The organism is Niveispirillum sp., from assembly GCF_017996735.1.
Classification (GTDB): domain Bacteria; phylum Pseudomonadota; class Alphaproteobacteria; order Azospirillales; family Azospirillaceae; genus Niveispirillum.
The window spans coordinates 17,062-42,126 of sequence record NZ_JAGOGJ010000015.1; the positions used below are offsets into that span (position 1 = coordinate 17,062).

The following is a 25,065-nucleotide window of genomic DNA, read 5'->3' on the forward strand; positions in this document are numbered from 1 at the left end:
GGCAAAGAGGGCGAGTGATCACCCATCTGATGGGTTGGGGCAGCGCCAGCCCTCAAAGGCAATCCATTCTGCCCAGCACAACGGTGGCCTGGCTGGACAGCACCCCGCCATTGCCATGGGCAACGGCCAGGTCCAGCGCCGGCACCTGTCGTTCCCCCGTCTCTCCGCGCAATTGCCGCACCGCCTCCACCAGCAGGAACAGCCCATACATGCCGGGATGCACACAGGACAGGCCGCCGCCATTGGTGTTGACGGCCAGCCGCCCGCCGGGTGCGATGGCCCCGCCGCTGACGAACGGCCCCCCTTCACCCTTGGCGCAGAATCCCAGGTCCTCCAGGAACAGGATCGGCGTGATGGTGAAGGCGTCGTACAGCATGGCCAGCCGGATGTCGGCGGCCGTCACCCCCGCCTGTGCGAAGGCCTGCGTACCGGAGAAGACGGCACCCGTACGGGTCAGGTCCGGCATCCCGGAAATTTCCCGATGGGTGACGGCATGAGCCGCTCCCAGCACAGGTATCGCCGCCTTGCGCAGGTCCCTGGCCCGATCGGCCCGCACCATGACGATGGCTGCCGCCCCGTCATTAAACAGACAGCAATCGCGTACCGTCAGCGGCGTCGATACCATACGCGCCGACAGAACCTGATCGATGGTCAGCGGATCGCGCACCGCGGCTTCGGGGTTCAATTGCGCCCAGGCGCGTGCCGCCACGGCCACGGCCGCCAGATGTTCGCGGGTCGTGCCATACTGGTACATGTGCCGGCTGGTCGCCAGGGCGTAGGACGAAACCGGGGCCAGCGGCTGGTACGGCGCCTCCCACGGGGAGGGTCTGGTCATGCCCACGGTTTTGGGCGGATTGCTGGCGGGGTTGGCACCGTAGGCGATCAGGGCACAGTCGATCAGGCCGGCTGCCAGCGCCAGGGCGGCCTGCTGCACATAGACCTCGAACGCCGAGCCACCGGTGCGGTTGCAGTCGGTGACCTTGGGCGTGATGCCCAGATATTCAGCCAATTCCATACCACCCAACGCCTCGAACGGCGCGGAGGTATAAAGCGCATCGACGTCGGCCAGGCTCAGCCCGGCATCGGCCAGCGCCATCAGCGAAACCTTGGCCGCCATGTCAACAGCACTGACGCCGGGGCAGCGACCGATGCCGAAGGTGGCCGCCCCCACGATACAGGCGGCGCCGCGCGGAAATCCGTTAACGTAGGTCATGCGGGCACAAAAACCAGCAATGGCTGGTCCCCCTCCTGGATGATGCGAGCGCGAACGCGCTGGCCGATGGCAACGGCGTCGGCAGCGGTCTCCATCACCCGGCTCATCAGCCTTGGGCCTTCATCCAGGTCGACCAGCACGACATTGTAATTCTCAGCCGGGTCCCGGCGCAGGATGGTGGTGACGGCATACACGGTCCCCGTTCCCGCCGCCTCCACCCACTCAAGGTCGTCGGCCCCGCTGCCGGGAGCGGCGACACGGGGATGGAAAACGAAGGCCCCCGTCGATGGGCTGCGCTGGATCATAAACCGGCCCAGCGCCAGAAAGGCACGCCATTCCGCCTCGGGCTGGATCATGGCTCAGGCTCCCTTGAAGGCGGGTGGGCGCTTCTCCTTGAAGGCGGTCAGCCCCTCGTGATGGTCGTCCGTGCGGCTGGCGATGGGCTGCATGGTGTACTCCATGTCCAGGAACTGGTCGAAGCTGCTGCTGGCCGCCAGGTCGAACTGGCGCTTGGCCAGCCCGAGCGCCACTGTGGGGCCGGACGCGAGGCTCTGCGCCAGTTCCAGGGCCCGTTCCATCAGCCGCTCGCCCTCCACCTTTTCCAGCGCCAGGCCCAGTTGTACCGCCTCGTCCGCACGGACCATGCGGCCGGAATAGGCGATCTCCTTGGCCCGCATGGCGCCCACATGCTGGCGCAGCAACCAGACGGAGCCGCCGTCCGGCGTCAGGCCGATATTGCGGAAGATCTGCGCGAACTTCGCCCGTTCCGACACCAGGACAATGTCGCAGCACAGCGCATAGGCCCAGGCCACACCGACACAGACGCCGGGAATGGCGGCGATGGTCGGCTTCTTCAGGTGATAGATGGACCGCGCGATGCGGTGCAGCGTGTGCATCCGGTCCAGCGATCCGTTGATGCCACCCACCCCCATATTGCCGACATCCATGCCGGAGCAGAAATCACCCCCGGCGCCGGTCAGCACAACGGCGCGCACGGTGTGGTCCAGGGCGATCTCCTCGAACGCCTCCCAAAGCTGGCGGCGCATCTCCTGCGTGATGGCGTTCTTGGTTTCGGGGCGGTTCAGGGTGACGATGGCGATGCCGTCGCGGCGTTCGACGTCGATGGTCATGGGAGGGCTCCCGTTGCTTGTCTGACTGCGGGTTTCAGCCATGCGGACGCCAGGGGTCAAGGTGCCGGCCATGACATCGCAAACGTGATGCTTTCCCCTGCCCGGATGGCGCGTTCCCCCCACCATCCCGTACCTGTGGGCGAAGAATTCCCCAACATGGGCATATGGATATGAAAGAAGCCGCTATCATCGCAAACGTGATGCTTTCCCCTGCCCGGATGGCGCGTTCCCCCCACGATCCCGTACCTGTGGGCGAAGAATTCCCCAACATGGGCATATGGACATGAAAGAAGCCGCTATCGTCGCCACGGCCCGCACCGGCATCGGCAAGGCCCATCGCGGATCGTTGAACAACATCCACGGCGCCAGCATGGCCGGCCATGTGATCGAGGCAGCGGTACGCCGTGCCGGCATCGATCCGGCGGAGGTGGAGGATGTGCTGCTGGGGACCGCGCGGGCGGAAGGCGCCGTCGGTTCCAACATCGCCCGTCAGGCGGCCTTGCGCGCCGGTCTGCCGCAAAGCGTGGCGGGCGTGACCTTGGACCGCAAATGCTCTTCCGGCCTGCAGACCATTGCCTTCACCGCCCAGCGCATCCGGGCCGGGGAAGGCGGGATCTATGTCGCGGGCGGGGTGGAGACCGTTTCCCTGGTCGATCCCCACCGCAACAAGTTCCGCAACCAGGATGAATGGCTGGCCGTCCATGTGCCTGCCCTCTACTGGCCCATGATCCGCACCGCCGATCTGGTTGGCGCCCGCTATGGCATCAGCCGGGAGGCGCAGGACGAATATGCGGTGGAAAGCCAGCGCCGCACCGACGAAGCACAGCGTGCCGGCCATTTCGACGCGGAGATCGTGCCCCTCACCACCATGCGCAATGTCACGGACAAATCCGGCGCCCTCACGGGACAGGAGGAGGTGACGCTTTCCCGCGACGAAGGCAACCGCCCGGGCACCAGCCTGGAGGCATTGGCCAAGCTGAAACCTGTCTATGAGGGTGGTACGACCACAGCCGGCAATTCCAGCCAGCTTTCAGACGGATCATCGGTCTGCGTCGTGATGGAGGCGGACGCGGCGGCGCGGCGTGGTCTACCCATCCTGGGAAGACTGGTCGGCTTCGACGTGGTGGGCTGTGCGCCAGAGGAGATGGGGATCGGCCCAGCGCTGGCCGTGCCGAAGCTGCTGCGCAAGCATGGGCTGACCGTCGATGATATCGACCTGTGGGAGTTGAACGAAGCCTTCGCGGTGCAGGTGATCTATTGCCGTGACCGCCTGGGCATCCCCCTGTCACGCCTGAATGTCGATGGCGGCGCCATTTCCATCGGCCATCCGTTCGGCATGTCGGGATCGCGCATGGTGGGCCATACGCTGCTGGCCGGTCAGCGGCTGGGGGCGAAACGCGCCGTCGTCACCATGTGCATCGGTGGCGGCATGGGGGCCGCCGCCTTGCTGGAGATAGGGGGCTGACGCCCGGTCACCCGCCCCGCGTCACGGGGATAAGCGCGCCACTGATGCAGCGGGCGGCAGGGGAAGCGAGAAAGGCGATAATTTCGGCGATGGCTTGCGGTTTCACCCAGGTGCTGACATCAGCGTCGGGCATGTCGGCCCGATTGGCCGGGGTGTCGATGATGCTGGGCAAGACGGCATTCACCGTCACACCAGTTCCCGCCAGCTCCGCCGAAAGGCTCTCTGTCAACTTGTGTACCGCCGACTTCGACGCCGCATAGGCACCCATGCCGGCCCCGGCGACCAAAGCGGATGCCGCACCGATATTGACGACGCGTCCCGCAGCGGCCGCCTTCAGGGCCGGGAGCGCAGCCTTGGTCATCGTGGCGCAGGTTACCGCGTTCATGGCGTACAGGCGTTGCCAGCCGGCAATATCGCCATCGCCCAGGGTCTGCCAGGCAAAGCCGCCGGCGACATTGACCAGCACATCAATGCCGCCGAACGCCGCCGTCACATCGGCCACCACCCTGGCGGCGGCGGCCCCGTCGGTCAGGTCGACACCACCGATATCCAGGCCGCCTTCATTGGTATCCGGTGCCGTCGCCGCGAAATCCACGCGCGTCACATGGTCCCCTGTCGCGGCAAAGGCGGCGGCCACGGCCCGGCCCAGCACGCCGAAGCCGCCGGTGACGATGATCGAACGTCCACTCATGTCCTGGTTTCCCCCTGGATGATGCCGGTCCCGCCGGCGAACTGGCGGCGCAGGCTGATCTTGTCGATCTTGCCGCTGGGCAACAGCGGCAACGCCTCCACAAAGCGCACATGGCGCGGCTTCTTGTAGCTGGCCAGCAGGCGTTGGCTGTGGGTGATAATCTCGTCCGCCGTCAGGCTTGTTCCGGCCTTCGGCACGATGATGGCCATCACCGTCTCGCCCCACCGGGCATCCGGAACACCGATGACCGCGACCGACGCCACGCCGGGATGTTCGGCCAGCGCCCGCTCCACCTCCTGGCTATAGATATTTTCCCCGCCGGAAATGATCATGTCCTTCTTGCGGTCCACCAGGAAGATGTTGCCCGCCGGATCGGCATAGCCAACATCGCCGGTCCGCAGCCAGCCATCGCGCAGGGCCTCGATCGTGGCCACGCTGTTGTTCCAATATCCCGTCATTACCGACGCGCTGCGCAGCCACAATTCACCCGGCACACCCGGCGGGCAGTCGCTGCCATCCTCCGCGACGATGCGCATGTCAGCCTTGGCGTTGGGCTGGCCGATGGAGGCCAGCAGGCCCGCGTCCGGCCCGGTCAGGGCATGCTTGTGCTTAGGCAGGCTGGTGCCATTTCCCTCGCTCATCCCCCAACCATTGACAAAAACGGGGCCGAAGCGGGCCAACGCCCGGCGCAGCAGGGCCGGCGACATGGGTGCGGCGGCATAGGCGATGGTCTCCACGCTGCTGGTGTCCACTTCCCGCCCTTCGGCCACGTCCAGGACCGATTGCAGCATCTGGGGCACGAAATGCAGGTTGGTGATCCGCTCCGCCGCCACGATCTCCAGCACACGGGCCGGATCGAAGGCGCGTTCTATATAAAGCGTGCCGCTGCGCCATAGTTGGGCATAGCTGGACGATTGCGCGCCGGCATGGAACAGCGGCATCACCACCAGCGACCGGCCACCGGTGCGGAAGTCGAACATCATTGCCATCTGCTCCCCCAGCGTCAGTTCCGCCAGATGCGAGCGCATGACCCCCTTGGGACGCCCCGTCGTGCCACTGGTATAGATCAGCGTGGCCAGTTCGTCGGGCCGCACCTGCTGGTCAGGCAGACGGTCGGTCTCCTGTTCCATCAGGGCATGATAGGGAATGGCCCAGTCAAACGCGTCACTGTCCAGGCAGACATAAAGCGCGATATCCAGCCGGTCACGGATACTGTCGATGGCGGGGGCGTAGGTCGCCTCAAAGATCAGCACCCGCGGGCGCGTGTCGTTCAGGATATGGCCAAACTCCGCCGCCGCCAGCCGGAAATTCACGGTGGCCAGCACAAGGCCCGACAACCAGCATCCGGCCATCACCTCCAGATAGGTGTCGCTGTTCATGGCCAGGATGGATACCCGGTCCTGCCGCTGACAGCGGCTCGCCAACAGGGCGGCACCCAGCCGCTCCGCCCGCGCCAGAAGCGTGCGGTTGCTTGTCCGCCGCCCGGCATGAACGGTGACCATATCGTCGGGGAAGAAACGGGCGTTACGACGGACAAGGTCGCCCAGGGACCGGATCATGGCACTTCCCTTCGCCTGAAAGACATTCCGATCGCTTGTCCTGCGCCAATGGCAAAAGGTCGAGCGGTTGCGTCGGAATGACCCCAACCCTTCACAACCTCGATATCCTGTCATGGGTGCGAACGGAACGGATGCGTCCCCCGCCCAAACATGCGACAGCAGAAACAGCACGCCGCCCGGCAGGGTGGCGGATATAGCGAAGACCGGGGTGGATATGACGGACAAGGCAGTACCCGATGCCGCGACGCAACGCGACATCTACCGCCGGATGGCCTTGATCAAGGCCAATGACGAGCGGTCGCGCAAGGTGATCCATGCGGGTCGCGTGGTGATGCCCTACTACTCCCCGCGCGGCCAGGAGGTGATCCCCAGCGCCATTTCGGTCAACCTGACCGATGATGATTATATCTGCACCATCTATCGCGGCACCCACGACATGCTGGCCAAGGGTGTGCCGCTGCGCGACCTCTGGGCCGAACTGGCCGGCCGCGTCACCGGCACCTGCAAGGGCAAAGGCGGACCCATGCACATCACCCACCCGAAGTCGGGCGTGATGGTGACCACGGGTATCGTCGGTTCCTCCATGCCCATCGCCAACGGGTTGGCCTGGGGGTCGCAGTTGAAGGGCGACGGGCGGGTGACGGTCGCCTATTTCGGCGATGGCGCCTCCAATATCGGTGCCTTCCACGAGAGCCTGAACATGGCGTCGGTCTGGAAGCTGCCCGTCATCTTCGTCTGTCAGAACAATGAGTGGGGCGAGCACACGTCCTATGAGAAGGCGACGTCGGCCAGACAGATCGCCGACCGGGCGCACGGCTATTCCATGCCGGGTGTGCGGGTGGACGGGAACGACCCGTTCGCCATGTATGCCGCAGCGAAGGAAGCCATCGACCGGGCGCGGGCCGGCGGCGGGCCAACCCTGATCGAGGCCATGACCTACCGCTTCCATGGCCATGTGCTGGGCGATGCCGATGCCTACATGGACAAGGCACGCAAGCAGGCCGCCATCGATGCCGATCCCGTGCCGCGTTTCCGGACATTGCTGATCGATACAGGCGTGGCGACAGAGGCCGAATTAGCCGCGATGGAGGCGGAGATCGAGGCCGCGCTGGACGATGCCATTGAGTATGCCCTCGCCAGTGCCTGGCCGGGAGTTGAGGAACTGTCCCGCGACGTGTTCGCGCAAGGAGCCGTGTGATGAGCGCGACGACGAAGAAGGCGGCCAAGGAGAATATCCTGCAGGCCATCAACCGCGCCCTGGCCGACGCGATGGAAAGCGACGACAGCGTGCTGGTACTGGGCGAGGACGTCGCCGACCCGGAGGAAGGCGGTGTTGTGGGCGTGACACGCGGCCTCTCCACCCGCTTTGGTGAACAACGCGTGCGCTCCACCCCCATCTCCGAGCAGGCCATCATCGGTGCAGCCATCGGCGCGTCGCTGGTCGGATTCAAGCCGGTGGCGGAGATCATGCTGATGAACTTCACGACCGTGGCGATGGACATGATCGTCAACCATGCCGCCAAGCTGCGCTTCATGTCGGGTGGGCAGACGCATGTCCCCATCGTCATCCGCACCATGACGGGTACGGGCTTCGGCACGGGCGGACAGCATTGCGACTATCTGGAGGCCTGGTTTGCGCATACCGCCGGCATCAAGGTGGTGGCCCCGTCCAGCCCCCGCGATGCCTATGGCCTGATGCGCAGCGCCATCGACGATCCCGACCCCGTCCTGTTCATCGAGAACCTGCCCACCTACTGGCTTCCGGACGAGCCGGCGGAAAAGGGTTTCCGCGTGCCACTGGGCAAGGCCAACGTGCTGGCCGAGGGGCGCGACGTCACCATCATCGCCTATGCCCGCATGGTCAACGAGGCGAAGGCCGCCTTGCCCAAACTGGCCGAAGCCGGGATCAGCGCCGAACTGATCGACCTGCGTTCCATCGCACCCTGGGACCAGGAAACGGTCCTGGCGTCCGTCGCCCGTACGGGCCGGGCGGTGGTGGTGCATGAGGCCGTGACGCCGTTCGGGGTGGGGGCCGAGATCAGCGCCGTCCTGCATGAAAAGCTGTTCCGGCAGTTGCACGCTCCGGTGAAACGGCTGGGTGGCGCCTTCTGCCCCGTTCCCTTCTCCAAGCCGCTGGAAACGGCCTTCGCCCCGCAGGCCGCCGACATCGTGGCGGCGGCGCAGGCGCTGGTCGCAGCGTAAATCAACAAGACTGAACAGGTGACCCTATGGCTTTCGACGTTCTGATGCCGAAGATCGGCTTTTCCATGAATGAAGGTGTCCTGCAAGGCTGGCTGGTGGCCGACGGTGCAACCGTGACCGAGGGCCAGCCGCTGTATGAACTGGAAAGCGAAAAATCCACGCAGGAGGTGGAAAGCCCCGCCACCGGCACCCTGCGCATCAAGGCGGAGGTCGGCGAGACCTACGAGGTGGGTGCGCTTCTGGCCGTGATCGAGTGAGGCAGCGATGACCGGCCTTCTTGACGGTCTGGCGCCCTGGCCGCAGGCGGATTTCGCCGCCTTCGGCCCCGTGCAGACGCGCAAACTCTCCAAGATACAAAAGCTGGTCGGGGCCTTCCTGGGCCGCAACTGGGTCGCCATTCCCCATGTCACGCATCAGGACGATGCCGACGTGACTGACCTGGAAGCACGACGGCTGGCCCATAATAGTGCCGGGGGCGGCGTAAAGCTGACGCCGGTACCCCTGCTGGTCAAGGCCATGGCGTCGGCCCTGCGGGCCTATCCGCAGTTCAACGCCTCCCTGGATGGCAGCCGGGAGACGCTGGTTCTGAAAGATTATGTGCATATCGGGGTGGCCGTGGACACGCCCGGCGGCCTGCTGGTCCCCGTTATCCGCGACTGCGACCGGAAAAGCGTGTCCGACATCGCGGCTGAGATATCCGCCCTGTCGGAGCGTGCCCGGACCAAGGGGCTGCCCATGGCCGACATGTCCGGTGGCTGCATGACCCTGACCTCGCTCGGCCATATCGGCGGGACCGGCTTTACCCCGATCGTGAATGCCCCGGAAGTGGCCATCCTGGGCGTCACCCGCGCCCGGCCTGTCGCCACACCTGGACCGGATGGCGGCATCGTCTGGCGACAGATGTTGCCTTTGTCGCTGTCCTATGACCATCGCGTCATCAATGGCGCAGACGCCGCGCGCTTTGTCCGGCATATCGCCGGTAGGCTGGCCGATCCGGCACTGTTTGACTGACGCGTGATGGTAGAGCGGATCGGCGAAACACGGGTCCGCTCTACGACACCCAGCCTACAGCAGCCCGCGTTCCTCCGACGTCTGGACATTCGGGTCCATACCGATCTCCCGCAGCGCCTCAATCACCGCCGTCGTCGCGGACGCGATGCAGGGGAACCCAACATAGGGAACCGACTGGATCAGTACCTCCTCCAGTTCCCGCACGCTCAACCCGTTAGCCACGCCGATCTTGACATGGTTCTTCAGTTCGGCGGTCTGACGCTGGGCGATCAGGATACCGATCACCACGAGGCTGCGCTGCTTCTTCTCCAGCCCGTCGCGGCCCCAGGCATCGGCAAAGGCATAGTTCACGGCCATCTGGGAGATGGCCGATCCGAACTTGCCCGACGTCGCTGCCGCCCGCAGCGCGTCACTGAATTTCGGCCCCATCATGCCGCCGATAACGGCAAGGCCGCGTTCCGATTTCTCATCAAGGCTCATGTCGGCTATCCTTTTTACGCTACGGCCGCACGGGCACCACGGACCAGACGACCCGGCAGCGCACCGGTGGAGCGCCCGTTACGATAGGTCACCTGGCCCGACACGATCGTCGCCTCATACCCGTCGGATTTCTGGCTGAGCCGACGGCCATCGGCCGGCAGGTCGCGCTTCACCCGGGGGGCATACAGGGCCAGTCGTTCCATGTCGATGATATTGATGTCGGCCTTATAGCCCGGCTTCAGCACCCCACGATCCAGCAGACCGACGCTGGCCGACGTTTCGCGGGACAGCATGCTGATGGCCTTCTCGATAGGCAGACGCTTCTGATCGCGCACATACTCGGCCAGCACGAAGGTCGGGAAGGCCGCATCGCAGATCATGCCGTAATGCGCCCCGCCGTCCCCCAGGCCCAGGACGGTGCCCGGTTGGCCGAAGAGATCCGTGGCGGCATCCATGCGGCCATTCTCCGTATTGCCCATGGGGCAGTACAGGATGGCACGCCCATTCTGCCGCAGCAGTTCGTCATACATCAGTTCCCGCTCTCCGATGCCCAGGCGGGCCGCCCGCGCCTTGACACTGTCTTCGGGCGAGGGGTTGTAATTGGGCGGATCACCCAGCGGGAACAGCAGATGCGTCTGCTGCACGACCCACAGGAAGAAGGGGTTGGGGTCCTGCGGCTCCTCCGCCAGAAGCCGGGCGCGGAACGCCGGATCGCGCATCGCCGCCACCTTCTCCGCCAGCGGCAGGTTCTCGATCGCCTTGTAGGATGGGTTCAGCGAGAAGGGGTGGTAGGACAGGTCCAGCCCGAACAGCATGCCGATGGGACGCGGATAATATTGCCCATGGATAGGCAGATTGTCTGCTGCCGCCTGGGTCAGGCCGTTCAGATAGCCGCGCCATCCGCCCGCGATCTGGTCCCCCGTCAGCAAGCTGAAATTCACCGGCCGACCGGAGAACTCGGCCAGTTCACGGATGATGGCAAATTCCGCCTCCGACGCGTTGCTGGTATTGGGTATCAACTGGAAAACGCCCGTGCCCGCATCCTTCAGACCGGCCGCCAGTGCCTTCAACTCCTCCACCTCCGTCTGGGTGGACGGCGCCGGGCGGCCATCGCGGAAGCGGTGGGCCAACTGGCGGGAGGTGGAAACGCCCAGCGCGCCCGCCTTCACCGCATCGGCCGTCAGACGGCGCATCTCCGCCAGATCCTGCCCCGTCGGCGGCTCCAGGTCGGCTCCGCGCTTGCCCATGACATAGACGCGCAACGGGCTGTGCGGCAACTGGGCGGCGAAGTCGATATCGGTCTGACGTTGCGACAACGCATCCAGATAGTCGGGGAAGCTCTCCCAGTTCCAGGGAACCCCCTCCGCCATCACCACTTCGGGGATATCCTCGACCCCTTCCATCAGCTTGATGGCCATCTGCTGATCCCCGGCGCGGACGGGTGCAAAGCCGACGCCGCAATTGCCCATGATGACCGTCGTCACCCCATGGTCGGAAGAGGGGGCCAGCCGGTTTTCCCAGGTCACTTGCCCGTCATAATGCGTGTGGACATCGACGAACCCGGGTGTCACCACCATGCCCTTGGCGTCAATCACCTGATCGGCGGTGCCGTCGACAACGCCCACCGCCACGATCCGGTCGCCCCGGACCGCAACGTCGCCTTCAAAGGCTGTCGCCCCGGTGCCATCAACGATCCGTCCACCACGGATCAGCAGATCATAATGCTGGCTCATTTCTTCCTCCCTGGCTGCCCGCAAAGCCTGTCGGCCCTGGACCCGAAGGGGCGGACGGCGATCATGCCGCAACGGGCGAGCGATAAATTCGGCCCATCATAGCCGCTGCGCCCGCCAGCGCACCATGCCGGAGCCGTGTCATCGCCCTACCATGTCATCTCTACACGGATGCGATATCTGGCCAGATGGCCGGCACCCGTTCCGACAGGAAACCCGCTACAGCCTTCACGGCGGCATCCCCCGCCCGCACGCCGGGGCAGGTCATCGTGATGGGCGTGGACAAGGGTGTCCAGTCCGCCAATAACCGGACCAGACCCCCATTTGCCAGAAAGGGTGCCGCCAGAATGTCCAGCGTCTGCGCCAGCCCTGCGCCGGCGGCACAGGCCGATGTCAGGGCCAGCCCGTCATTGAAGGTCAGGGCCGGGCGGGGACGCAGCCACTGCGTCTCCCCATCCCTGACGAACTGCCAGCGCCGCCCATCGGGTGTTTCCCGGCTGGCGTAGAGAATGCCGTCGTGCCCCTCCAGGTCCCGGGGCACCAGTGGGATGCCCCGGCGCGACAGATAGGCGGGGGCCGCGACCAGAAAATGATGAGCCGTGCCCAAGGTTACAATCCGGCCGGCATCCGCCGGTGCGGCACCAACGCGGATCAGAATATCCGCCCCATCCGCCCGGTATAGCGTACCACGGTCACCCAGCCCCAGATCGATGACGATGCCCGGAAACCGGTCGCGGCACTCGGACAGCAGTGGCAACACCAGCACGGTTCCGACACCCGCCGGCGCGTCGATACGGACATGACCCACCGGCTGACCGTCGCCACGCTGCACCGCTTCCTGTGCCCGGTTGACGGCTTCCAGAATGGCGCGCGCATGCTCCAGGAACACGCGACCACTGTCGGTCAGGTCCAACCGCCTTGTGCTGCGTTTCAGCAGGCAAGCCCCCAACCCCTCCTCCAGTCGCGCCAGATGCGTGGTCACCATGGAGGGCGACATTCGCAGATGAGCCGCGGCGCGGGCCAGGGAACCGGCGTCGACGATGGCGGCAAACACCTGCAATTCGATCAGGGATGGCATCATTCTTCAATAATCCGGAATCATAACTTCACATCAAAGCATATTATTCGACGATCCCACTGGTGCTATCGCTTCTCCATCCACAAAAATCATTGGGAGGATGCATCATGGGATTAGAAACCCGTCCGCTGTCACCTGATCTGGGCCTGGAAGTGCTGGGCGTCGATCTGTCGCGCGACATCGACCCGGCAACACAGACCGCCATCAGGGATGCCTGGATCGACAGCGGCCTGCTGCTGTTCCGGGGTGCCGGCACCAGCGACGATATCCAGATGCGGGTGTCGCGCATCTTCGGCGACATGGAACCGGCGGCCACGGCCGACATGAACAGTCCCGACAATCCCTATCTGATGGTCCTGGCCTATGACCCTGACGATACAAAGGCGCGGTTCAACCGCCATTATGTGGTTGACGGCATCACGCGGGCCGGCTGGCTGGGCTGGCATTGGGACCAGAGTTTCATGCCCACCATCGTCCGGGGCGCCGTACTGCGCATGACCCATCCGGCGGCGGAAATGGGAGAAACCGGGTTCATTGATGCCATCGGCGCCTATGATCGCCTGTCCGATGCCATGAAAGCCCGGATCGAGGGGCTGGAGGTCGTTTACGAGTTCAATCCCGATTTCGTGTCGGGCCAGTTCGGCTTTCCCAGGGACATTTCCGTTTATGGCGGGTCGCCGCCGACATCGGGCAAGATGTACGATTTCCCGCCCGTGGTGCATCCGCTGGTCATCACGCAGCAGGAAACGGGGCGCAAAGTGCTGAAACTGTCCCCCATGCACGCCCGCTACATCCTCGGCATGGACCGGGCGGAAAGCGATGCCTTGCTGACGGAACTGGCCGATCACCTGGTAGAGGATCGGTTCGCCTACTACCATTCCTGGGGCCGGGACGACATGCTGGTCTGGGACAACTGGCGCGTGATCCATTCTGCACGCGGCGTGCCGCTGCATTGCCGGCGCAGGGCCATGCGCACGACCATCATGGGCGATTACAAGGTCGGCCGCTACCTTGACCCGGCGCTGGACCGGGACCGCAAGGTCAAGCGGCTGGTCGATTGATTGAAATGGCAGGGGGCGCTCAGCAGCGCCCCCTCCTTCAGTCCAGATCGATATCCGGTCGGTCGGGGTAGCGCCCGAGGAACGGATAGGCCAGCGCCGCCACAAGAAAACAGCCCCCCGCTGACAGCAGCGCGATGTCGTAGCTGCCGAACCAGTCATGAACCAGCCCCACCAGGATGGCGCCAACAGCAGCGCAACTGCCGATGGCCAGCACGGTCAGACCATAGATGGCGGCAAAGGCCCGCATCCCGAAATAGCGGGCGATGATAAATCCGGCCAGGTCGATCTCCGCGCCCTGCGCCAATCCGATCAGCACGATACAGACGGCCGCCAGCGGCACGCCGGGCGCGTCCAGAGCATAAAGTACGGCACAGCCAACCACCGGCCCGATGGTGAACAGAAACCCCAGGGCCGGCGCCCAGACCCGGTCGATCAGCAGGCCGGTGATGGCGGTACCGGCGAAGGTGGAAACGGCCAGCAAGCTGACCAGCCCCGCCGCCATCTTCGGTTCCAACGCCTTTGAAACCAGCAGCGGCTGTAGCTGCGATAACAGTCCCACCGCCGGGCCATAGGTAAAACCGGCCGCCACGCAGAGCAACAGGATGCGGCGATCGCGCAGCAGGCGGGGCCAGAGACGCCAGCCCGCGACAGCCTTTGACCGCACCACCTCCCCCGCGTCAGGCCGGCGATCATGCACCAGGGCCCAGGTGACGGGGAAACTGATGAACAAGGCGACGGCCGCCAGCACATAGAACCCACCGCGTGAGCCGTGGCGTTCAATGGCTGCGTACAGCAGGATGGGTAACAGGGCGCCCGCGATGGTCAGTCCGGCCCGCGACACCGCCAGCGCCAGCCCCCGCGACTTGTCAAACCAGCTTGTCACCGCGCGGGTGAAGGACAGGCCCGTGGTGGCGATGCCGATCAGGACCAGGGCGCTCATCGCCACATAGAAATGAACCAGCGACGCCGTGAGGTTGGCCAGCGCCACATAGCACAGGACAACCAGCAGGATCGCGGGCAGCAGCACCTTGCGAACCCCTACCCGGTCGATATAGGCGCCAATGAACGGGGCCAGGAAGGCCGCCACCAGATTGGCATTATGCGACAATGCCTGCTGGCCCCGCGTCCAGCCGAACTCGTCCTGCAAAGGCTGGACGAACAGGCTGGCCACAAAGGAAAAGACCGCATAGCAACTGGCCATGCCGATGCCGGTACCCACCACCACCCGCCAATGGGCCCGCCATTCGGCGCGGGCCTCGTTTGTCAGCAATTCCATCACATGCTCTCCTGATCGGGGTCAGTCGGGACGGCGCGCGCGCAGGCGGATGCGCCCTTCCCCGAACGGGGCGTCGCGGTTGCCCAGCGCCTCCTTCAGGCCGGCTTCCGCCATGTCCTGCTTGAACCGGCTGCGGCGCGGCCCCTGGGACAGGTGCGCGCGCGCGTCCAGTTCAGCGGCATAGCGCTGAGACAGCTTGGCGCCGGCCAGTTCCATCTGCATGTTGATCACCCTTTTATGGGCGGACAGGATTTCCGCGTCGACATGGGCGATGCGGCGGGCCAGATCGAGCGCCTGGGCATCGATCGCCGCCGCCGGATAGGCTTCCAGCACCAGGCCGATACGGGCGGCATCCAGGCCGCTGATCGTGTCGCCCGTGAACAGCATGCGTTTGGCCCATTGCGGGCCGCAATGATAGAGCCAGAGATTGGTGGGCGGCGTGCCATTGGCGCGGGCGGCGGGGAAACCGATCTTCGCTTCATCGGCGGCCAGGACGATATCGGCGCAGAAAGCCAGATCAGTCCCGCCAGCCAGGCAATTGCCCTGGACCTTGGCGATGATGGGCTTGTGCAGGTCCAGCATCAGCAAGGTCAGGTCCTGCTGGCGTTCCAGGTGCCAGATATCGTCATCCAGCGTGGCGCTGCGGCTCCGATACAGGGCCGGATCATGATCGACCGGGGCAGCCCCGCCCCCGCCATAGCTGTCACCCAGATCATAGCCGGCGCAGAAATCCCGCCCCTCGCCCTGCAACAGGATCGCATTCACGTCCCGGCGGTCATCCGCCTCCAGCAGCGCATCATGGATTTCGCGCAGCATCGCCGCCGACAGGGCATTGCGCTTGTCGGGGCGGTTCAATGTCAGCACGGCCACCCCTTCGGCAACCTCGAACCGGATGCATGTCGTGGATTTCAGCCACTTGCCGGGATGATCCATCCCTTCCTCCCCTCCATTGGTTTTGCGCTCGCATGATAGGTGGCGGCCCGCACGGGAGCGACGACGGGAACCCATCGGCCCCCTTCCATCACAGACCTGATGGAAGGGGGTTCAGGTGCCCGCTGGTCTGGTCCGGCGGCACAGGCGGGCATAGAGGGTGATCAGGAAAAGGATGGGAGGAGCCAATGACAGAGATCCTGCGCGATGAACCGGCACCCGGCATTTGCCGCCTGACCCTGAACCGGCCCGATGCGCTCAACGCCCTGACCTATGCGATGTATGAGGATATTGTCAGGCTGCTGACGGATATCCGCTATGATCCGTCCACCCAGGTTGTGATCCTGACCGGCGCCGGCCGCGCTTTCTGCGCAGGCCACGACCTGCGGGCGGCGGGGGAGCCTTCCTGGGTGGCACCCAACCTGGGCAAGGCACAGAAGATGCGGGCCGTGATGGCGAAACTGGGGGCGATCACCCCCCTGATGCGGTCCCTGCCGCAACCCATCATCGCCGCCATCAATGGCGTGACGGCCGGGGCCGGCTATCCGCTGGCCGTGGCTGCCGACATCACCATCGCAGCGCGATCGGCCAAGTTCGTCAACGCCTTCCACAATGCCGGTACCGGGCATGAGATGGGCCTGTCCTACCTGCTGCCCCGGCGTGTCGGGGCCGCAAGGGCAGCCGAACTGTTGCTGACGGGCCGGGCCGTCATGGCGGAGGAAGCCGCCGCCATCGGCCTGATTTTGAAATCAGTGCCGGACGAAGCCCTGATGGACGAAGCCCTGTCCATGGCCGGGACCATCCAGGCCAACAGCCCCATCGGCACATCGCTGACCAAACAGTCCCTGTGGCTCAATGAAACGGCACCCAGCCTGGAAGCCGCCATAGAGATGGAAAGCCGCGCCATTTTCATCAGCCAGTCGACCGAGGATACGGCGGAAAAGCGCAAAGCCTTCGTCGAGAAACGCCGCCCCACCTTCACCAACCGCTGACAGGGAACAGGCCCGGATGGTATCCCCGTCCGGGCCTGTTCCCTGTCAGCAGACGCAGTCTCAGGCCGCCACATCCCAGACCAGCGGCACCGACCCGTAGGAGATGTTCACACCGGCCTGAAAGGTCAGCCTGTCATCGGCCAGACGGAAATCGGGGATACGCTTCAGCCATTCCTCCAGGAAGATGGTCAGTTCGGAACGGGCCAGATTGGCCCCCACGCAGCGGTGCGGCCCCTGGCCGAAGGTGCCGACACTGGCAATGCGGCGGGAGAAATCGACCTTCAGCGGATCAGGATAGGCCTCGTCATCCAGGTTCATCATGGCCGGGGGTGACATGATGATCTCCCCCGCCTTGATCAGGGCAGGACCCACCTGGCTGTCATTCACGCACATGCGGCCCGTGCCGGTGGTGACGGTGGGGAAGCGGCGCAACAATTCTTCCACCGCGGCGCTGATGATGGCCGGGTTCTCGATGATCTGGCGGCGGTGGTCAGGATTCTCCGCCAGGAAGCGGGCAAAAAAGCCCAGCGTGTTGGCCACGGAATCCAGGCCGCCAATGAGCAACAGCGTACACATGGAGTGCAGCTTGTCCTCACGCATGCGCTCGCCATCCACCTCCTGCTGTGACAGCCAGCTAATGAGGTCGCTGCCGGGGTTGGCCCGTCGTTCCTTGATGATGGGGGCCAGATAGGCGGCGAGCCCCCGGATCACGTCGGCCTTGTTGCTGCCGGGCCGGATGATCTTCGCCACCTCCTCCAGCAGGCCCAGCCGATGGCTTTCCGGTAGGTCGACCAGCCGCAGGAAGACGATGATGGGAAGCTGGAAGGCGAAATCGGCCATGAATTCGCAGCTTCCCTTTTCCTTCAGCCCCTCGATCAGGTCTATGGCCAACTGGCGCACGCCGGGCGTCAGTTCCGCCACACCCTTGCGCGACAGAGCGACGGAGAGGTGATGGCGGTATTTGGTATGTTCAGGCGGGTCGAGATGGATGGGTGTGAACCCTTCCCCCGTCGGGTTGTTCGACTTCGGCACCACCAGGGCGCGGGAAGAGAAATTGTCGCTGTCCTTCAGCACCCGCGCAGCCAGCTTGGCGTCATTGACGTACCAATGACCTTCATTGTGCCGCGTCCAGAAAATCGGCGGAGCCGCGTGCTTCAGCCTGTACAGCTCCGCGAAGAAATCGGACCCGGCCGGACCGGGTGCGTAGACATCATAGTCAAAGACCAGTTCTGCCGGGACATGATCGGGAACCGTCATATTCATGGCATAGGCGGGCATGAGGCGACCTCCTGCCGGCACGCAGCTTTCGCGCGCGTGTCCGGTGTGTTGAATGGGGATATGCGAGAGATTAGGAGCGTGGAACCCACCGCGTCCAAAGGCGGGACGAGGTTCCATCAAAGGGATCGTATGCTTGATAAGATTGATCAGGGCCGCGACAGGGGCCGTCCGGCACAGGCATAAGGAAGGCGAATGGCGGCAACAACGCCGTGCCCGAGAACAGCGGAGAAGGGTAAATGCCCAAGATCACCTTCATCGATCCCGACGGTCAGACCCATGTGCTGGAGGCCGACGATGGTCAGTCTGTGATGAAGGTCGCCGTCCAGAACGGCGTGCCTGGGATTGAGGCGGATTGCGGCGGCGCTTGCGCCTGCGCGACCTGCCACGTCTATGTCGATCCGATCTGGTCGGCAGCGGCCGGAAATCCCGGCGACGAGGAAAAGGAGATGCTGACCTACACCGTCGATCCACAGGAAACCTCCCGCCTGTCCTGTCAGATCAAGGTCAGCGCCGCCCTTGACGGCATTGTCATCCGCATCCCCGCCAGCCAGCATTGACCCATGACGATTACCATCCCAGCCCTGTTAAGGCAGGCCGCCCGCCGCTTCGGTGACAAATCCGCCTTGAGCAGCACCCAGGATGGCGCCATCGGATTCGCGGCGCTGGATGCCTGGGCCGACCGCGTCGCCCGCGCGCTGCTGGCTGACGGATTGAGGAAGGGCGACAGGGTCGGCATCTGGGCGCCCAACCTGTGGGAATGGGTGGCTGCCGCTGTCGGCGCCCAGCGTATCGGCGGCGTGCTGGTGCCGCTGAACACGCGGTTGCGTGGTGGAGAGGTGGCGGATATCGTCCGCCGCGCCCGCATCACCCATCTGTTCAGCATCGGCGATTTCCTGGGCCGTCACTATCCCGATATGTTGCGGGGGGAGGCGGTGCCAGACCTGCGCCGAACCATCGTTCTGCGGCCCGACAGTACGAAGTTGCGTGGCATTGAACAGGGCTGGGACAGTTTCCTGGCACTGGGCAGCGCCATCAGTGCGGAACAACTGGCGGCGCGGGCCGAGGATGTCGGGCCGGATGATCTGGCGGACATCATGTTCACCTCCGGGACGACAGGGCTGCCGAAGGGGGCGGTGTTCGATCATAAACGGTCGCTGGGCGGCGGCCGGGCCTGGTGCGGCATCTCCAGCCTCGGACCCGATGACCGCTATTGCGTCTTCGGCCCCTTCTCCCACAATGCCTCTTACAAGGCGGGCTGGGTGGCGGGCCTGATGTCGGGGGCCACCATTTATTGGCCGGACGCTTATGATGGTACGGCCATCCTGGATCTGATCGCCGGCAACCGCATCACGGTGATGCCGGCCCCACCCACCGTCTGGCAAGAGGTGCTGGACCATCCTAACAAGGCGGATTGGGATATTGGCTGCCTGCGGTTCCTGTCCACAGGTGCCACCACCATTCCCATCCAGTTGATGCGGCGCCTGCGTGACGAAACACCGATCCAGGTGCTGTCCACCGGCTATGGCATGACGGAATGCTGCGGTTCCGCGACCCAGACGCTACCGGGCGACCCGATTGAAAGGGTCGTAGAGACCGTTGGCTGCGCCATTCCCGGCACGGAAATCCGCATCGCCGGCCCCGATGGGAAGATACTGCCACCGGGAGAGGCCGGCGAAGTGCTGATCCGCGATGAAAAGCTGCTGCTGCATTACCTGGACAATGATCAGGCGACGCATTCGGCGCTGGATGCCGATGGCTGGCTGCACAGCGGCGATGTCGGAACCCTGGACACGCAGGGCTATCTGCGCATCACCGACAGGTTGAAGGACATGTATATCGTCGGCGGCTTCAACGTCTATCCGGCGGAGATCGAGCGCCAGATGGGCGCCTTGCCCGGCCTGAAGGCCTGTGCTGTGGTCGGGGTGCCCGATGCAAGGCTGGGTGAGGTCGGGCACGCCTTTATCGTGCGCAGTGCCGGCTCATCCCTCACCGAAGCGGAAGTCCTGGCCTGGAGCAAGGCCAATCTCGCCAATTACAAGGTGCCGCGCGGCATTACCTTCATCGATGCCCTGCCGATGAACAGCACGGGCAAGGTGGTGAAGTTCGCCTTGCGCGCCCAGCTTCAATCCTGAACGGGGGCCGCTTATGCCACCATCAGACCATTACGACATCATCATCGCCGGTGCCGGCCAAGCCGGCGCGCAATGCGCGCAATCGCTGCGTCAGGGGGGATTTGCCGGCACCATCGCCCTGCTTGGGGAAGAACCGGTCGGCCCCTATGAACGCCCGCCCCTGTCCAAGGATTATCTGGGCGGAAAGCGCGATGCCGACAGGTTGCTGCTGCGCAAACCGGAATTCTGGGCAGAAAAGGGGATCGACCTGCGCACCGGCTGCCGTATCACCGGCGTCGATGCCGCCGCCCGGCGCGTGACCCTTGCCGGCGGCAGCCATCTGTCCTATGGTCATCTGGTCTGGGCCACCGGGGGACGCCCGCGCCCGCTTCCCTGCTCCGGCGCCGACCTGCGCGGCGTCCATGCCATCCGCACCATCGCCGATATCGACGGTCTGAAGGCCGAGGTGGCGCCGGGTGCCCGTGCCGTCATCATTGGGGGAGGCTATATCGGGCTGGAAACGGCGGCTGTCCTGCGTGGTATGGGCATGGCCGTGACGGTTCTGGAGGCGCAGGGACGACTGTTGGCCCGTGTCACATCACCGCCGGTATCGCAGTTCTTTTTGAAACTGCACCAGTCGCACGGGGTGGATGTACAACTCTGCGCGCAGGTGGAGGCCTTGACCGGCCAGGGGCGTGTCACGGGTGTAAGGCTGGTGGATGGCCGTGAGCTGCCCGCCGACATCGTGATCGTCGGCGTCGGGATCATCCCGAATGTGGAGCCGCTGGCGGCGGCTGGTCTTGCCTGCCCCAACGGGGTGCAGGTGGATGCCTTCTGCCGGACGTCAGATCCCCATATCCTGGGCATCGGCGACTGTGCCCGCCATCCCAACCCGTTCGCCGGTAGCGATATCCGGCTGGAATCGGTACAGAACGCTATCGACCAGGCCAAGGTTGCCGCCGATACGCTGCTGGGCCGCGACAGGCCTTATGCCGCCCTGCCCTGGTTCTGGTCCGACCAGTATGACGTGAAGATGCAGTCGGCCGGGTTGGCGCTGGGCCAGGACACGATCATGATCCGGGGTGAAGTCGGTCAGGCCCCCTTCTCCGTCCTTTATCTGCGGGACAGCCGGCTGGTCGCCATCGACTGCATCAACAATCCCAAGGATTTCATGCAGGCAAAGGCCCTGATCGCCGCCCGCCGTCGTTTGGACACGCGCCGTGCGCTGGACCGGGAAACCGACCTGCGCGCCATCGCGCTGGAGGATTGACGGTGGCCCCCGTCAATCTCCCAGGATCAAGGCATGGGCTGGCAACGGCCCGATCTGCGTCACCCCGCCATCCACGGGCAGCAGCACGCCGGTAATGAACCGTGCCTCCGGGCTGGCCAGAAAGCAGACGGCCATGGCCACGTCCCAGGCATCCCCCTCGATCCCTAGCGGCCCCACCTTGCGACGATCCTCCCGCATACCGGGCGGCATGCGCCGGGCGATATGGGATGTCATGACGTGACCTGGTGCGACAGCGTTGGCGCGGATGCCGTCACGGCCATGGGCCACCGCGATCTCCCGCGCCAACTGCACCATACCGGCCTTCGACGTGCCATAGGCCAGGGAGCCATGGGCGCGCATGCCGGCGATGGAAGCGATATTGACGATGGAGCCACCGCCACCAGTCACCATGGCCGGTACAGAGCGCTGGCACATCCACAAGGCGCTGTCCAGATTGACCGCCATGACGCGGGACCATTGCCCCTCATCCAACCCGGACAGGCTGGAGGGTGGGGAAATGCCCACATTATTGACCAGGATGTCCAACCGTCCCATCCAGTCCAGTGCGGCGGAGACGGCTTCGGCACAGGCGGGACGCAAGCTGACATCGGCGGCAATGGCGACGGCATCACCGCCACGTTCACGGATCATGTCAGCAGTCGCCTGCGCGCGCTCCAGGTCAAGATCAATGCAGGCGACGCGCGCGCCCTCTCCGGCCAGGACCAGGGCCACGGCCCGGCCGATGCCGATTTCTGCACCCTCGGCCCCGGCGCCGGTGACGATGGCGGCAAGACCGGACAGCCGCCGGCCGGTCAGGATCGGTTCCGGCATGTTCAGTGCTGCGGACGCATATTGACGACGCGCCCGTCGGCATGGGCCACGATCACGGCATCGCCGGGACTGTACCGCACCGGAATATCGGCCATGGACAGCCGGTCGCCGCGATGTCCGCGAACAAAGCTCTGCGGATCGACACGCAGGTCGTGCCGCCCTGCCGCATCGGCGACGCCAACCCGGTCGGCACCGACCTCCACCAAGGTACCTGCAATGGGAAGACGGCTGGCGCCGGGCATGATCCGCGTGTCCATCGATAGCCGGAACCGGTCACGGGAGATGTTGGACAGGCCGCTATGCGGCGTCGCCAAGCTCATCAACAGCACATCGCCGGGGCGATAGTCCGTGCGCCGCCAGGTACCTGGCGGCACATCCTCTGCCTGGATGGGAAGGATGCGGGCACCGTCGCGGCGATGCAGGCTGGGCTGCTTGTTCAGCCCTTCGACCACGGCCAATCCGCCGACATCGGCGTCAATCTCATCGATGGGCACCCAGCAGATCAGGAAGTCCAGCCCTTCATTGTAGGAACCGTCATCATGAATGAAGTCGAAACGCGGGCGGCTGACATCCTGCACCGGCGGATTGGTGCGGTGGACGGTGAACGGCACCCAGAAAGGCTCACATCCAAAGAGACACCGAAAGAAGTCATTGATGGTCGGTGCCTCATGCAGCAGGCGATGGACCTTCTGTTCGTTCATCCTCGTCATGTTTGAATTGATCGGCAGGGCCGAATAATCGGCGCCGTTATAGCGATGAAACGGATCATTGGGGTCCGTGACACCCATATCGATCAGGTAATCGATATAGGTCCGTCGGATATCGGCGATCACCGCCTTGTCCAGTACGTCGCGAAAGAACCAGTAGCCGTCGCGGTCCCAGGTGGCCGCCAAGGCCGCCGGATCGCCCAACAGGTGGTTGGAGACGTTCAGTTCGCCCATTTCCGGCATGGGGGGCCTTGCCTGCATGTTCATGCCCGTTTCTTCCCTGTCTGGCTCCGGCCGCATCGGCGGTATCCGGGCCTGCTGCCGGGTTGGTCCCGGTCCATGATCATGATGGACAGCTTGGCAGATGACAGCCATGGTCCTTTTCAACAACAAGCATGGTCATTTTGAACAAATGGGAGATCCTATGGCAGACATTGCCCTGGTTGCGCCGGATGGCGCCTTCCTGGCCAGCCTGGGCGCCTGCATGGACGCCTTTGTCGTCGTGCGGGCGAAGGTGGAACAGATGTTCGCCCCGGCTGAAGGACTGACCATGGAAACCCGGCTGCGGCTGCTCACCGCCGATGGGCAGGCGGTGCGGCTGGCGGATGGACGGCGGTTGCCCTGCGATGGCCCCTGGGGCTGGCGACAGCCCTTCAGCCTGATCCATGTCGCCAATTTCCGCGTCGGGTCCGCCGTCGCCCTGGATGAAAGGTTGGCGGCAAGCGGCCCCTTCGGCGTCTGGCTGCGTCAGCAGAAGGAGGATGGGGCCCTGATTTCCGCCAGCGGATCGGCCCTGTTCCTGCTGGCTGCCGCCGGCCTTGTCGATGGCATGGCCATCCCGCTGTCCCGGCCACTGACACCGCTATGCCGGGAGCGGTTCCCGCGTCTGGCCATCGACGAACGGCGCGGCGTGATCGAAGAGGGCGGGATGATTCTTGGCGCGGGGCCGGCGGCGGAGGCGGCCCTGATGGTCCGCCTGATCGAACGCATCTTCAATGCGGAGGCCGGGCGCTGGTTGGCGTCGGTCACCGGCGTGGACCGGGTGGTGGCAGAAGGCCTCTCCACCGACCCGATGGTGGCCAACGCCCAGATCTGGCTTGAAATGAACTTTGCACAGGATGTGCGGATTGCCGACCTTGTCGACGCCCTTGCCACCAGCCACCAGACCCTGACCCGACGCTTTACGCGCGCCATCGGCATAGGCCCCAAGGACTATGTCCAGCGCCTGCGCATCCGCACGGCACAGCGCCTGTTGGCCCGCACAGGCCGGTCCATCGAGCAGATCGCCGCCATGGTCGGTTACCGTGACCCCCGGTCCTTCCGGCTGGTCTTTCTGGCCCATTGCGGATTGAGCCCGACGGCATGGCGCAGGAAGGCGGCGGCGGAGGGCGCGATATCGCATTCATGAACAATTGGCATCCCGGCTTGTCCGGCGGCGCATCCCCTTGGAGCCTGGGCATCCGCTACAGCAAAAAAGGGGAGGACAGGAACATGGACCGGGCACTGACCATCGATGCCGAGACGCTGGCGTTCATCCGGCAACAGAAGGACCGGCAGGAGATACTGGACTGCCTGCATCGCTACACACGGGGCGTGGACCGTTTCGACCGGGAACTGATGCTGTCGGCCTATCATCCCGACGCCATCGATCAGCACGGGGTTGCGGAAGGCGTAGCCGCAGACTTCGTTGACTGGGCCATCGGCTGGCACGGGGAGTTCCAGACCCGCCATCAGCACATCATCGCCAACCAGACGATCGAACTGGATGGCGACGTGGCCCATGGCGAGACCTATTACATCTTCTGGGGTGAGAACCGGGAGGGGCCGCCCAGTCTGGCCTTCGGTCGCTATGTCGACCGGTTCGAGAAACGGAACGGACGCTGGGCCATCGCCCATCGGGTTTGCGTGAATGAAAAGGTCGGAACCTTCAACGCAGTGCCCCTGCCACCGGAATGGGCTGCTGCCCTGGCCGCCACTGGTCCCTGCCGTCGTGATCGCCAGGACATCTCCTACGCCCGCCCCCTGGCAGACGGGCGCATTCAGCCCTGAT

Annotated in this window: 25 protein-coding genes; 12 read left to right on the forward strand and 13 right to left on the reverse strand. The window is 64.8% G+C overall.

What is annotated here, in order from left to right:
- Nucleotides 1-52: 52 nt before the first annotated feature.
- The 3 genes from KBA48_RS07470 to KBA48_RS07480 are packed head-to-tail and all read right to left on the reverse strand — an operon-like array spanning nucleotide 53 to nucleotide 2,343.
- Nucleotides 53-1,213, reverse strand: coding sequence for an acetyl-CoA acetyltransferase (locus KBA48_RS07470; RefSeq protein ID WP_292904786.1), 1,161 nt, complete (start codon nucleotides 1,211-1,213; stop codon nucleotides 53-55).
- Nucleotides 1,210-1,569 carry an OB-fold domain-containing protein gene (locus KBA48_RS07475; RefSeq protein WP_292904788.1) on the reverse strand — a complete coding sequence of 120 codons (360 nt, stop codon included), beginning with the start codon at nucleotides 1,567-1,569 and terminating at the stop codon, nucleotides 1,210-1,212. Before KBA48_RS07475 ends, KBA48_RS07470 begins: the two co-directional genes overlap by 4 nt.
- A 3-nt stretch (nucleotides 1,570-1,572) precedes the next feature.
- Nucleotides 1,573-2,343 (reverse strand): enoyl-CoA hydratase/isomerase family protein, encoded by a 771-nt coding sequence (locus KBA48_RS07480; RefSeq protein WP_292904790.1) that lies wholly within the window; start codon nucleotides 2,341-2,343, stop codon nucleotides 1,573-1,575.
- A gap of 283 nt (nucleotides 2,344-2,626) precedes the next feature.
- Here KBA48_RS07480 and KBA48_RS07485 point away from each other — a divergent pair, with 283 nt between their 5' ends.
- On the forward strand, nucleotides 2,627-3,808 hold the full coding sequence (locus KBA48_RS07485; RefSeq protein WP_292904792.1) for an acetyl-CoA C-acyltransferase: 1,182 nt from the start codon (nucleotides 2,627-2,629) through the stop codon (nucleotides 3,806-3,808).
- 7 nt (nucleotides 3,809-3,815) lie between these two features.
- Here the strand turns inward: KBA48_RS07485 and KBA48_RS07490 are convergent, their stop codons facing one another.
- Both KBA48_RS07490 and KBA48_RS07495 read right to left on the reverse strand, forming a co-directional pair.
- Complete coding sequence (locus KBA48_RS07490) at nucleotides 3,816-4,499, reverse strand: SDR family NAD(P)-dependent oxidoreductase (protein WP_292904794.1); 684 nt, start codon at nucleotides 4,497-4,499, stop codon at nucleotides 3,816-3,818.
- Nucleotides 4,496-6,058, reverse strand: coding sequence for a class I adenylate-forming enzyme family protein (locus KBA48_RS07495; RefSeq protein WP_292904796.1), 1,563 nt, complete (start codon nucleotides 6,056-6,058; stop codon nucleotides 4,496-4,498). The genes KBA48_RS07490 and KBA48_RS07495 overlap by 4 nt, the downstream gene beginning before the upstream one ends.
- 214 nt (nucleotides 6,059-6,272) lie before the next feature.
- On the opposite strand from KBA48_RS07495, the gene KBA48_RS07500 reads away from it, so the two are divergent.
- The 4 genes from KBA48_RS07500 to KBA48_RS07515 are packed head-to-tail and all read left to right on the forward strand — an operon-like array spanning nucleotide 6,273 to nucleotide 9,271.
- Nucleotides 6,273-7,256 carry a thiamine pyrophosphate-dependent dehydrogenase E1 component subunit alpha gene (locus KBA48_RS07500; RefSeq protein ID WP_292904798.1) on the forward strand — a complete coding sequence of 328 codons (984 nt, stop codon included), beginning with the start codon at nucleotides 6,273-6,275 and terminating at the stop codon, nucleotides 7,254-7,256.
- Complete coding sequence (locus KBA48_RS07505; RefSeq protein ID WP_292904800.1) at nucleotides 7,256-8,260, forward strand: alpha-ketoacid dehydrogenase subunit beta; 1,005 nt, start codon at nucleotides 7,256-7,258, stop codon at nucleotides 8,258-8,260. The genes KBA48_RS07500 and KBA48_RS07505 overlap by 1 nt, the downstream gene beginning before the upstream one ends.
- A gap of 26 nt (nucleotides 8,261-8,286) precedes the next feature.
- The gene (locus KBA48_RS07510; protein ID WP_292904802.1) at nucleotides 8,287-8,517 is read left to right on the forward strand and encodes a biotin/lipoyl-containing protein; all 231 of its coding nucleotides are present in this window, start codon (nucleotides 8,287-8,289) and stop codon (nucleotides 8,515-8,517) included.
- A 7-nt stretch (nucleotides 8,518-8,524) separates the two neighbouring features.
- A complete protein-coding gene (locus KBA48_RS07515) occupies nucleotides 8,525-9,271 on the forward strand; it encodes a 2-oxo acid dehydrogenase subunit E2 (RefSeq protein WP_292904804.1) in 747 nt (248 codons plus the stop codon).
- 54 nt (nucleotides 9,272-9,325) lie between these two features.
- Here the strand turns inward: KBA48_RS07515 and KBA48_RS07520 are convergent, their stop codons facing one another.
- The 3 genes from KBA48_RS07520 to KBA48_RS07530 form a co-directional block, all read right to left on the reverse strand.
- Complete coding sequence (locus KBA48_RS07520; protein ID WP_292904806.1) at nucleotides 9,326-9,751, reverse strand: carboxymuconolactone decarboxylase family protein; 426 nt, start codon at nucleotides 9,749-9,751, stop codon at nucleotides 9,326-9,328.
- A 14-nt stretch (nucleotides 9,752-9,765) separates the two neighbouring features.
- Entirely contained in the window at nucleotides 9,766-11,484 is a 1,719-nt protein-coding gene (locus KBA48_RS07525) for an amidohydrolase family protein (RefSeq protein WP_292904808.1), read from the reverse strand.
- 160 nt (nucleotides 11,485-11,644) lie between these two features.
- Nucleotides 11,645-12,562, reverse strand: a complete 918-nt coding sequence (locus KBA48_RS07530; RefSeq protein ID WP_292904810.1) for a LysR family transcriptional regulator — start codon at nucleotides 12,560-12,562, stop codon at nucleotides 11,645-11,647.
- Nucleotides 12,563-12,666: 104 nt separating this feature from the next.
- On the opposite strand from KBA48_RS07530, the gene KBA48_RS07535 reads away from it, so the two are divergent.
- On the forward strand, nucleotides 12,667-13,620 hold the full coding sequence (locus KBA48_RS07535) for a TauD/TfdA family dioxygenase (protein ID WP_292904812.1): 954 nt from the start codon (nucleotides 12,667-12,669) through the stop codon (nucleotides 13,618-13,620).
- Nucleotides 13,621-13,657: 37 nt separating this feature from the next.
- Here the strand turns inward: KBA48_RS07535 and KBA48_RS07540 are convergent, their stop codons facing one another.
- Nucleotides 13,658-14,896, reverse strand: a complete 1,239-nt coding sequence (locus KBA48_RS07540) for an MFS transporter (protein ID WP_292904814.1) — start codon at nucleotides 14,894-14,896, stop codon at nucleotides 13,658-13,660.
- A 21-nt stretch (nucleotides 14,897-14,917) separates the two neighbouring features.
- On the reverse strand, nucleotides 14,918-15,829 hold the full coding sequence (locus tag KBA48_RS07545; RefSeq protein WP_292904816.1) for a crotonase/enoyl-CoA hydratase family protein: 912 nt from the start codon (nucleotides 15,827-15,829) through the stop codon (nucleotides 14,918-14,920).
- Between the two features lie 185 nt (nucleotides 15,830-16,014).
- On the opposite strand from KBA48_RS07545, the gene KBA48_RS07550 reads away from it, so the two are divergent.
- A complete protein-coding gene (locus KBA48_RS07550; protein ID WP_292904818.1) occupies nucleotides 16,015-16,818 on the forward strand; it encodes an enoyl-CoA hydratase-related protein in 804 nt (267 codons plus the stop codon).
- Between the two features lie 60 nt (nucleotides 16,819-16,878).
- Here KBA48_RS07550 and KBA48_RS07555 read toward each other — a convergent pair whose 3' ends face one another.
- The gene (locus KBA48_RS07555; protein WP_292904820.1) at nucleotides 16,879-18,096 is read right to left on the reverse strand and encodes a cytochrome P450; all 1,218 of its coding nucleotides are present in this window, start codon (nucleotides 18,094-18,096) and stop codon (nucleotides 16,879-16,881) included.
- A gap of 236 nt (nucleotides 18,097-18,332) precedes the next feature.
- Here KBA48_RS07555 and KBA48_RS07560 point away from each other — a divergent pair, with 236 nt between their 5' ends.
- Genes KBA48_RS07560 through KBA48_RS07570 form a run of 3 tightly spaced genes read left to right on the forward strand, consistent with a single transcriptional unit; the run spans nucleotide 18,333 to nucleotide 21,477 of the window.
- Nucleotides 18,333-18,653, forward strand: a complete 321-nt coding sequence (locus KBA48_RS07560) for a 2Fe-2S iron-sulfur cluster-binding protein (RefSeq protein WP_292904822.1) — start codon at nucleotides 18,333-18,335, stop codon at nucleotides 18,651-18,653.
- 3 nt (nucleotides 18,654-18,656) lie between these two features.
- Nucleotides 18,657-20,228 carry an AMP-binding protein gene (locus KBA48_RS07565; RefSeq protein WP_292904824.1) on the forward strand — a complete coding sequence of 524 codons (1,572 nt, stop codon included), beginning with the start codon at nucleotides 18,657-18,659 and terminating at the stop codon, nucleotides 20,226-20,228.
- Between the two features lie 13 nt (nucleotides 20,229-20,241).
- On the forward strand, nucleotides 20,242-21,477 hold the full coding sequence (locus KBA48_RS07570) for an FAD-dependent oxidoreductase (protein ID WP_292904826.1): 1,236 nt from the start codon (nucleotides 20,242-20,244) through the stop codon (nucleotides 21,475-21,477).
- Between the two features lie 12 nt (nucleotides 21,478-21,489).
- On the opposite strand, the gene KBA48_RS07575 is transcribed toward KBA48_RS07570, so the two are convergent.
- Entirely contained in the window at nucleotides 21,490-22,308 is an 819-nt protein-coding gene (locus KBA48_RS07575; protein WP_292904828.1) for an SDR family NAD(P)-dependent oxidoreductase, read from the reverse strand.
- A gap of 2 nt (nucleotides 22,309-22,310) precedes the next feature.
- Complete coding sequence (locus KBA48_RS07580) at nucleotides 22,311-23,282, reverse strand: phytanoyl-CoA dioxygenase family protein (RefSeq protein WP_292904830.1); 972 nt, start codon at nucleotides 23,280-23,282, stop codon at nucleotides 22,311-22,313.
- Nucleotides 23,283-23,439: 157 nt separating this feature from the next.
- Here KBA48_RS07580 and KBA48_RS07585 point away from each other — a divergent pair, with 157 nt between their 5' ends.
- Together KBA48_RS07585 and KBA48_RS07590 are read left to right on the forward strand one after the other, a co-directional pair.
- On the forward strand, nucleotides 23,440-24,423 hold the full coding sequence (locus tag KBA48_RS07585; protein ID WP_292904832.1) for a GlxA family transcriptional regulator: 984 nt from the start codon (nucleotides 23,440-23,442) through the stop codon (nucleotides 24,421-24,423).
- 83 nt (nucleotides 24,424-24,506) lie between these two features.
- Complete coding sequence (locus KBA48_RS07590; RefSeq protein WP_292904834.1) at nucleotides 24,507-25,064, forward strand: nuclear transport factor 2 family protein; 558 nt, start codon at nucleotides 24,507-24,509, stop codon at nucleotides 25,062-25,064.
- The last annotated feature ends 1 nt before the right edge of the window (nucleotide 25,065 follow it).

Coding starts and splice junctions, on each gene's coding strand:
- KBA48_RS07580 (WP_292904830.1), bottom strand. CDS start 23,282: ATGAACATGCAGGCAAGGCCCCCCATGCCGGAAATGGGCGAACTGAAC.
- KBA48_RS07560 (WP_292904822.1), top strand. CDS start 18,333: ATGCCCAAGATCACCTTCATCGATCCCGACGGTCAGACCCATGTGCTG.
- KBA48_RS07475 (WP_292904788.1), bottom strand. CDS start 1,569: ATGATCCAGCCCGAGGCGGAATGGCGTGCCTTTCTGGCGCTGGGCCGG.
- KBA48_RS07565 (WP_292904824.1), top strand. CDS start 18,657: ATGACGATTACCATCCCAGCCCTGTTAAGGCAGGCCGCCCGCCGCTTC.
- KBA48_RS07495 (WP_292904796.1), bottom strand. CDS start 6,058: ATGATCCGGTCCCTGGGCGACCTTGTCCGTCGTAACGCCCGTTTCTTC.
- KBA48_RS07540 (WP_292904814.1), bottom strand. CDS start 14,896: ATGGAATTGCTGACAAACGAGGCCCGCGCCGAATGGCGGGCCCATTGG.
- KBA48_RS07575 (WP_292904828.1), bottom strand. CDS start 22,308: ATGCCGGAACCGATCCTGACCGGCCGGCGGCTGTCCGGTCTTGCCGCC.
- KBA48_RS07585 (WP_292904832.1), top strand. CDS start 23,440: ATGGCAGACATTGCCCTGGTTGCGCCGGATGGCGCCTTCCTGGCCAGC.
- KBA48_RS07485 (WP_292904792.1), top strand. CDS start 2,627: ATGAAAGAAGCCGCTATCGTCGCCACGGCCCGCACCGGCATCGGCAAG.
- KBA48_RS07480 (WP_292904790.1), bottom strand. CDS start 2,343: ATGACCATCGACGTCGAACGCCGCGACGGCATCGCCATCGTCACCCTG.
- KBA48_RS07510 (WP_292904802.1), top strand. CDS start 8,287: ATGGCTTTCGACGTTCTGATGCCGAAGATCGGCTTTTCCATGAATGAA.
- KBA48_RS07570 (WP_292904826.1), top strand. CDS start 20,242: ATGCCACCATCAGACCATTACGACATCATCATCGCCGGTGCCGGCCAA.
- KBA48_RS07520 (WP_292904806.1), bottom strand. CDS start 9,751: ATGAGCCTTGATGAGAAATCGGAACGCGGCCTTGCCGTTATCGGCGGC.
- KBA48_RS07590 (WP_292904834.1), top strand. CDS start 24,507: ATGGACCGGGCACTGACCATCGATGCCGAGACGCTGGCGTTCATCCGG.
- KBA48_RS07535 (WP_292904812.1), top strand. CDS start 12,667: ATGGGATTAGAAACCCGTCCGCTGTCACCTGATCTGGGCCTGGAAGTG.
- KBA48_RS07530 (WP_292904810.1), bottom strand. CDS start 12,562: ATGATGCCATCCCTGATCGAATTGCAGGTGTTTGCCGCCATCGTCGAC.
- KBA48_RS07505 (WP_292904800.1), top strand. CDS start 7,256: ATGAGCGCGACGACGAAGAAGGCGGCCAAGGAGAATATCCTGCAGGCC.
- KBA48_RS07470 (WP_292904786.1), bottom strand. CDS start 1,213: ATGACCTACGTTAACGGATTTCCGCGCGGCGCCGCCTGTATCGTGGGG.
- KBA48_RS07490 (WP_292904794.1), bottom strand. CDS start 4,499: ATGAGTGGACGTTCGATCATCGTCACCGGCGGCTTCGGCGTGCTGGGC.
- KBA48_RS07525 (WP_292904808.1), bottom strand. CDS start 11,484: ATGAGCCAGCATTATGATCTGCTGATCCGTGGTGGACGGATCGTTGAT.
- KBA48_RS07500 (WP_292904798.1), top strand. CDS start 6,273: ATGACGGACAAGGCAGTACCCGATGCCGCGACGCAACGCGACATCTAC.
- KBA48_RS07515 (WP_292904804.1), top strand. CDS start 8,525: ATGACCGGCCTTCTTGACGGTCTGGCGCCCTGGCCGCAGGCGGATTTC.
- KBA48_RS07555 (WP_292904820.1), bottom strand. CDS start 18,096: ATGCCCGCCTATGCCATGAATATGACGGTTCCCGATCATGTCCCGGCA.
- KBA48_RS07550 (WP_292904818.1), top strand. CDS start 16,015: ATGACAGAGATCCTGCGCGATGAACCGGCACCCGGCATTTGCCGCCTG.
- KBA48_RS07545 (WP_292904816.1), bottom strand. CDS start 15,829: ATGGATCATCCCGGCAAGTGGCTGAAATCCACGACATGCATCCGGTTC.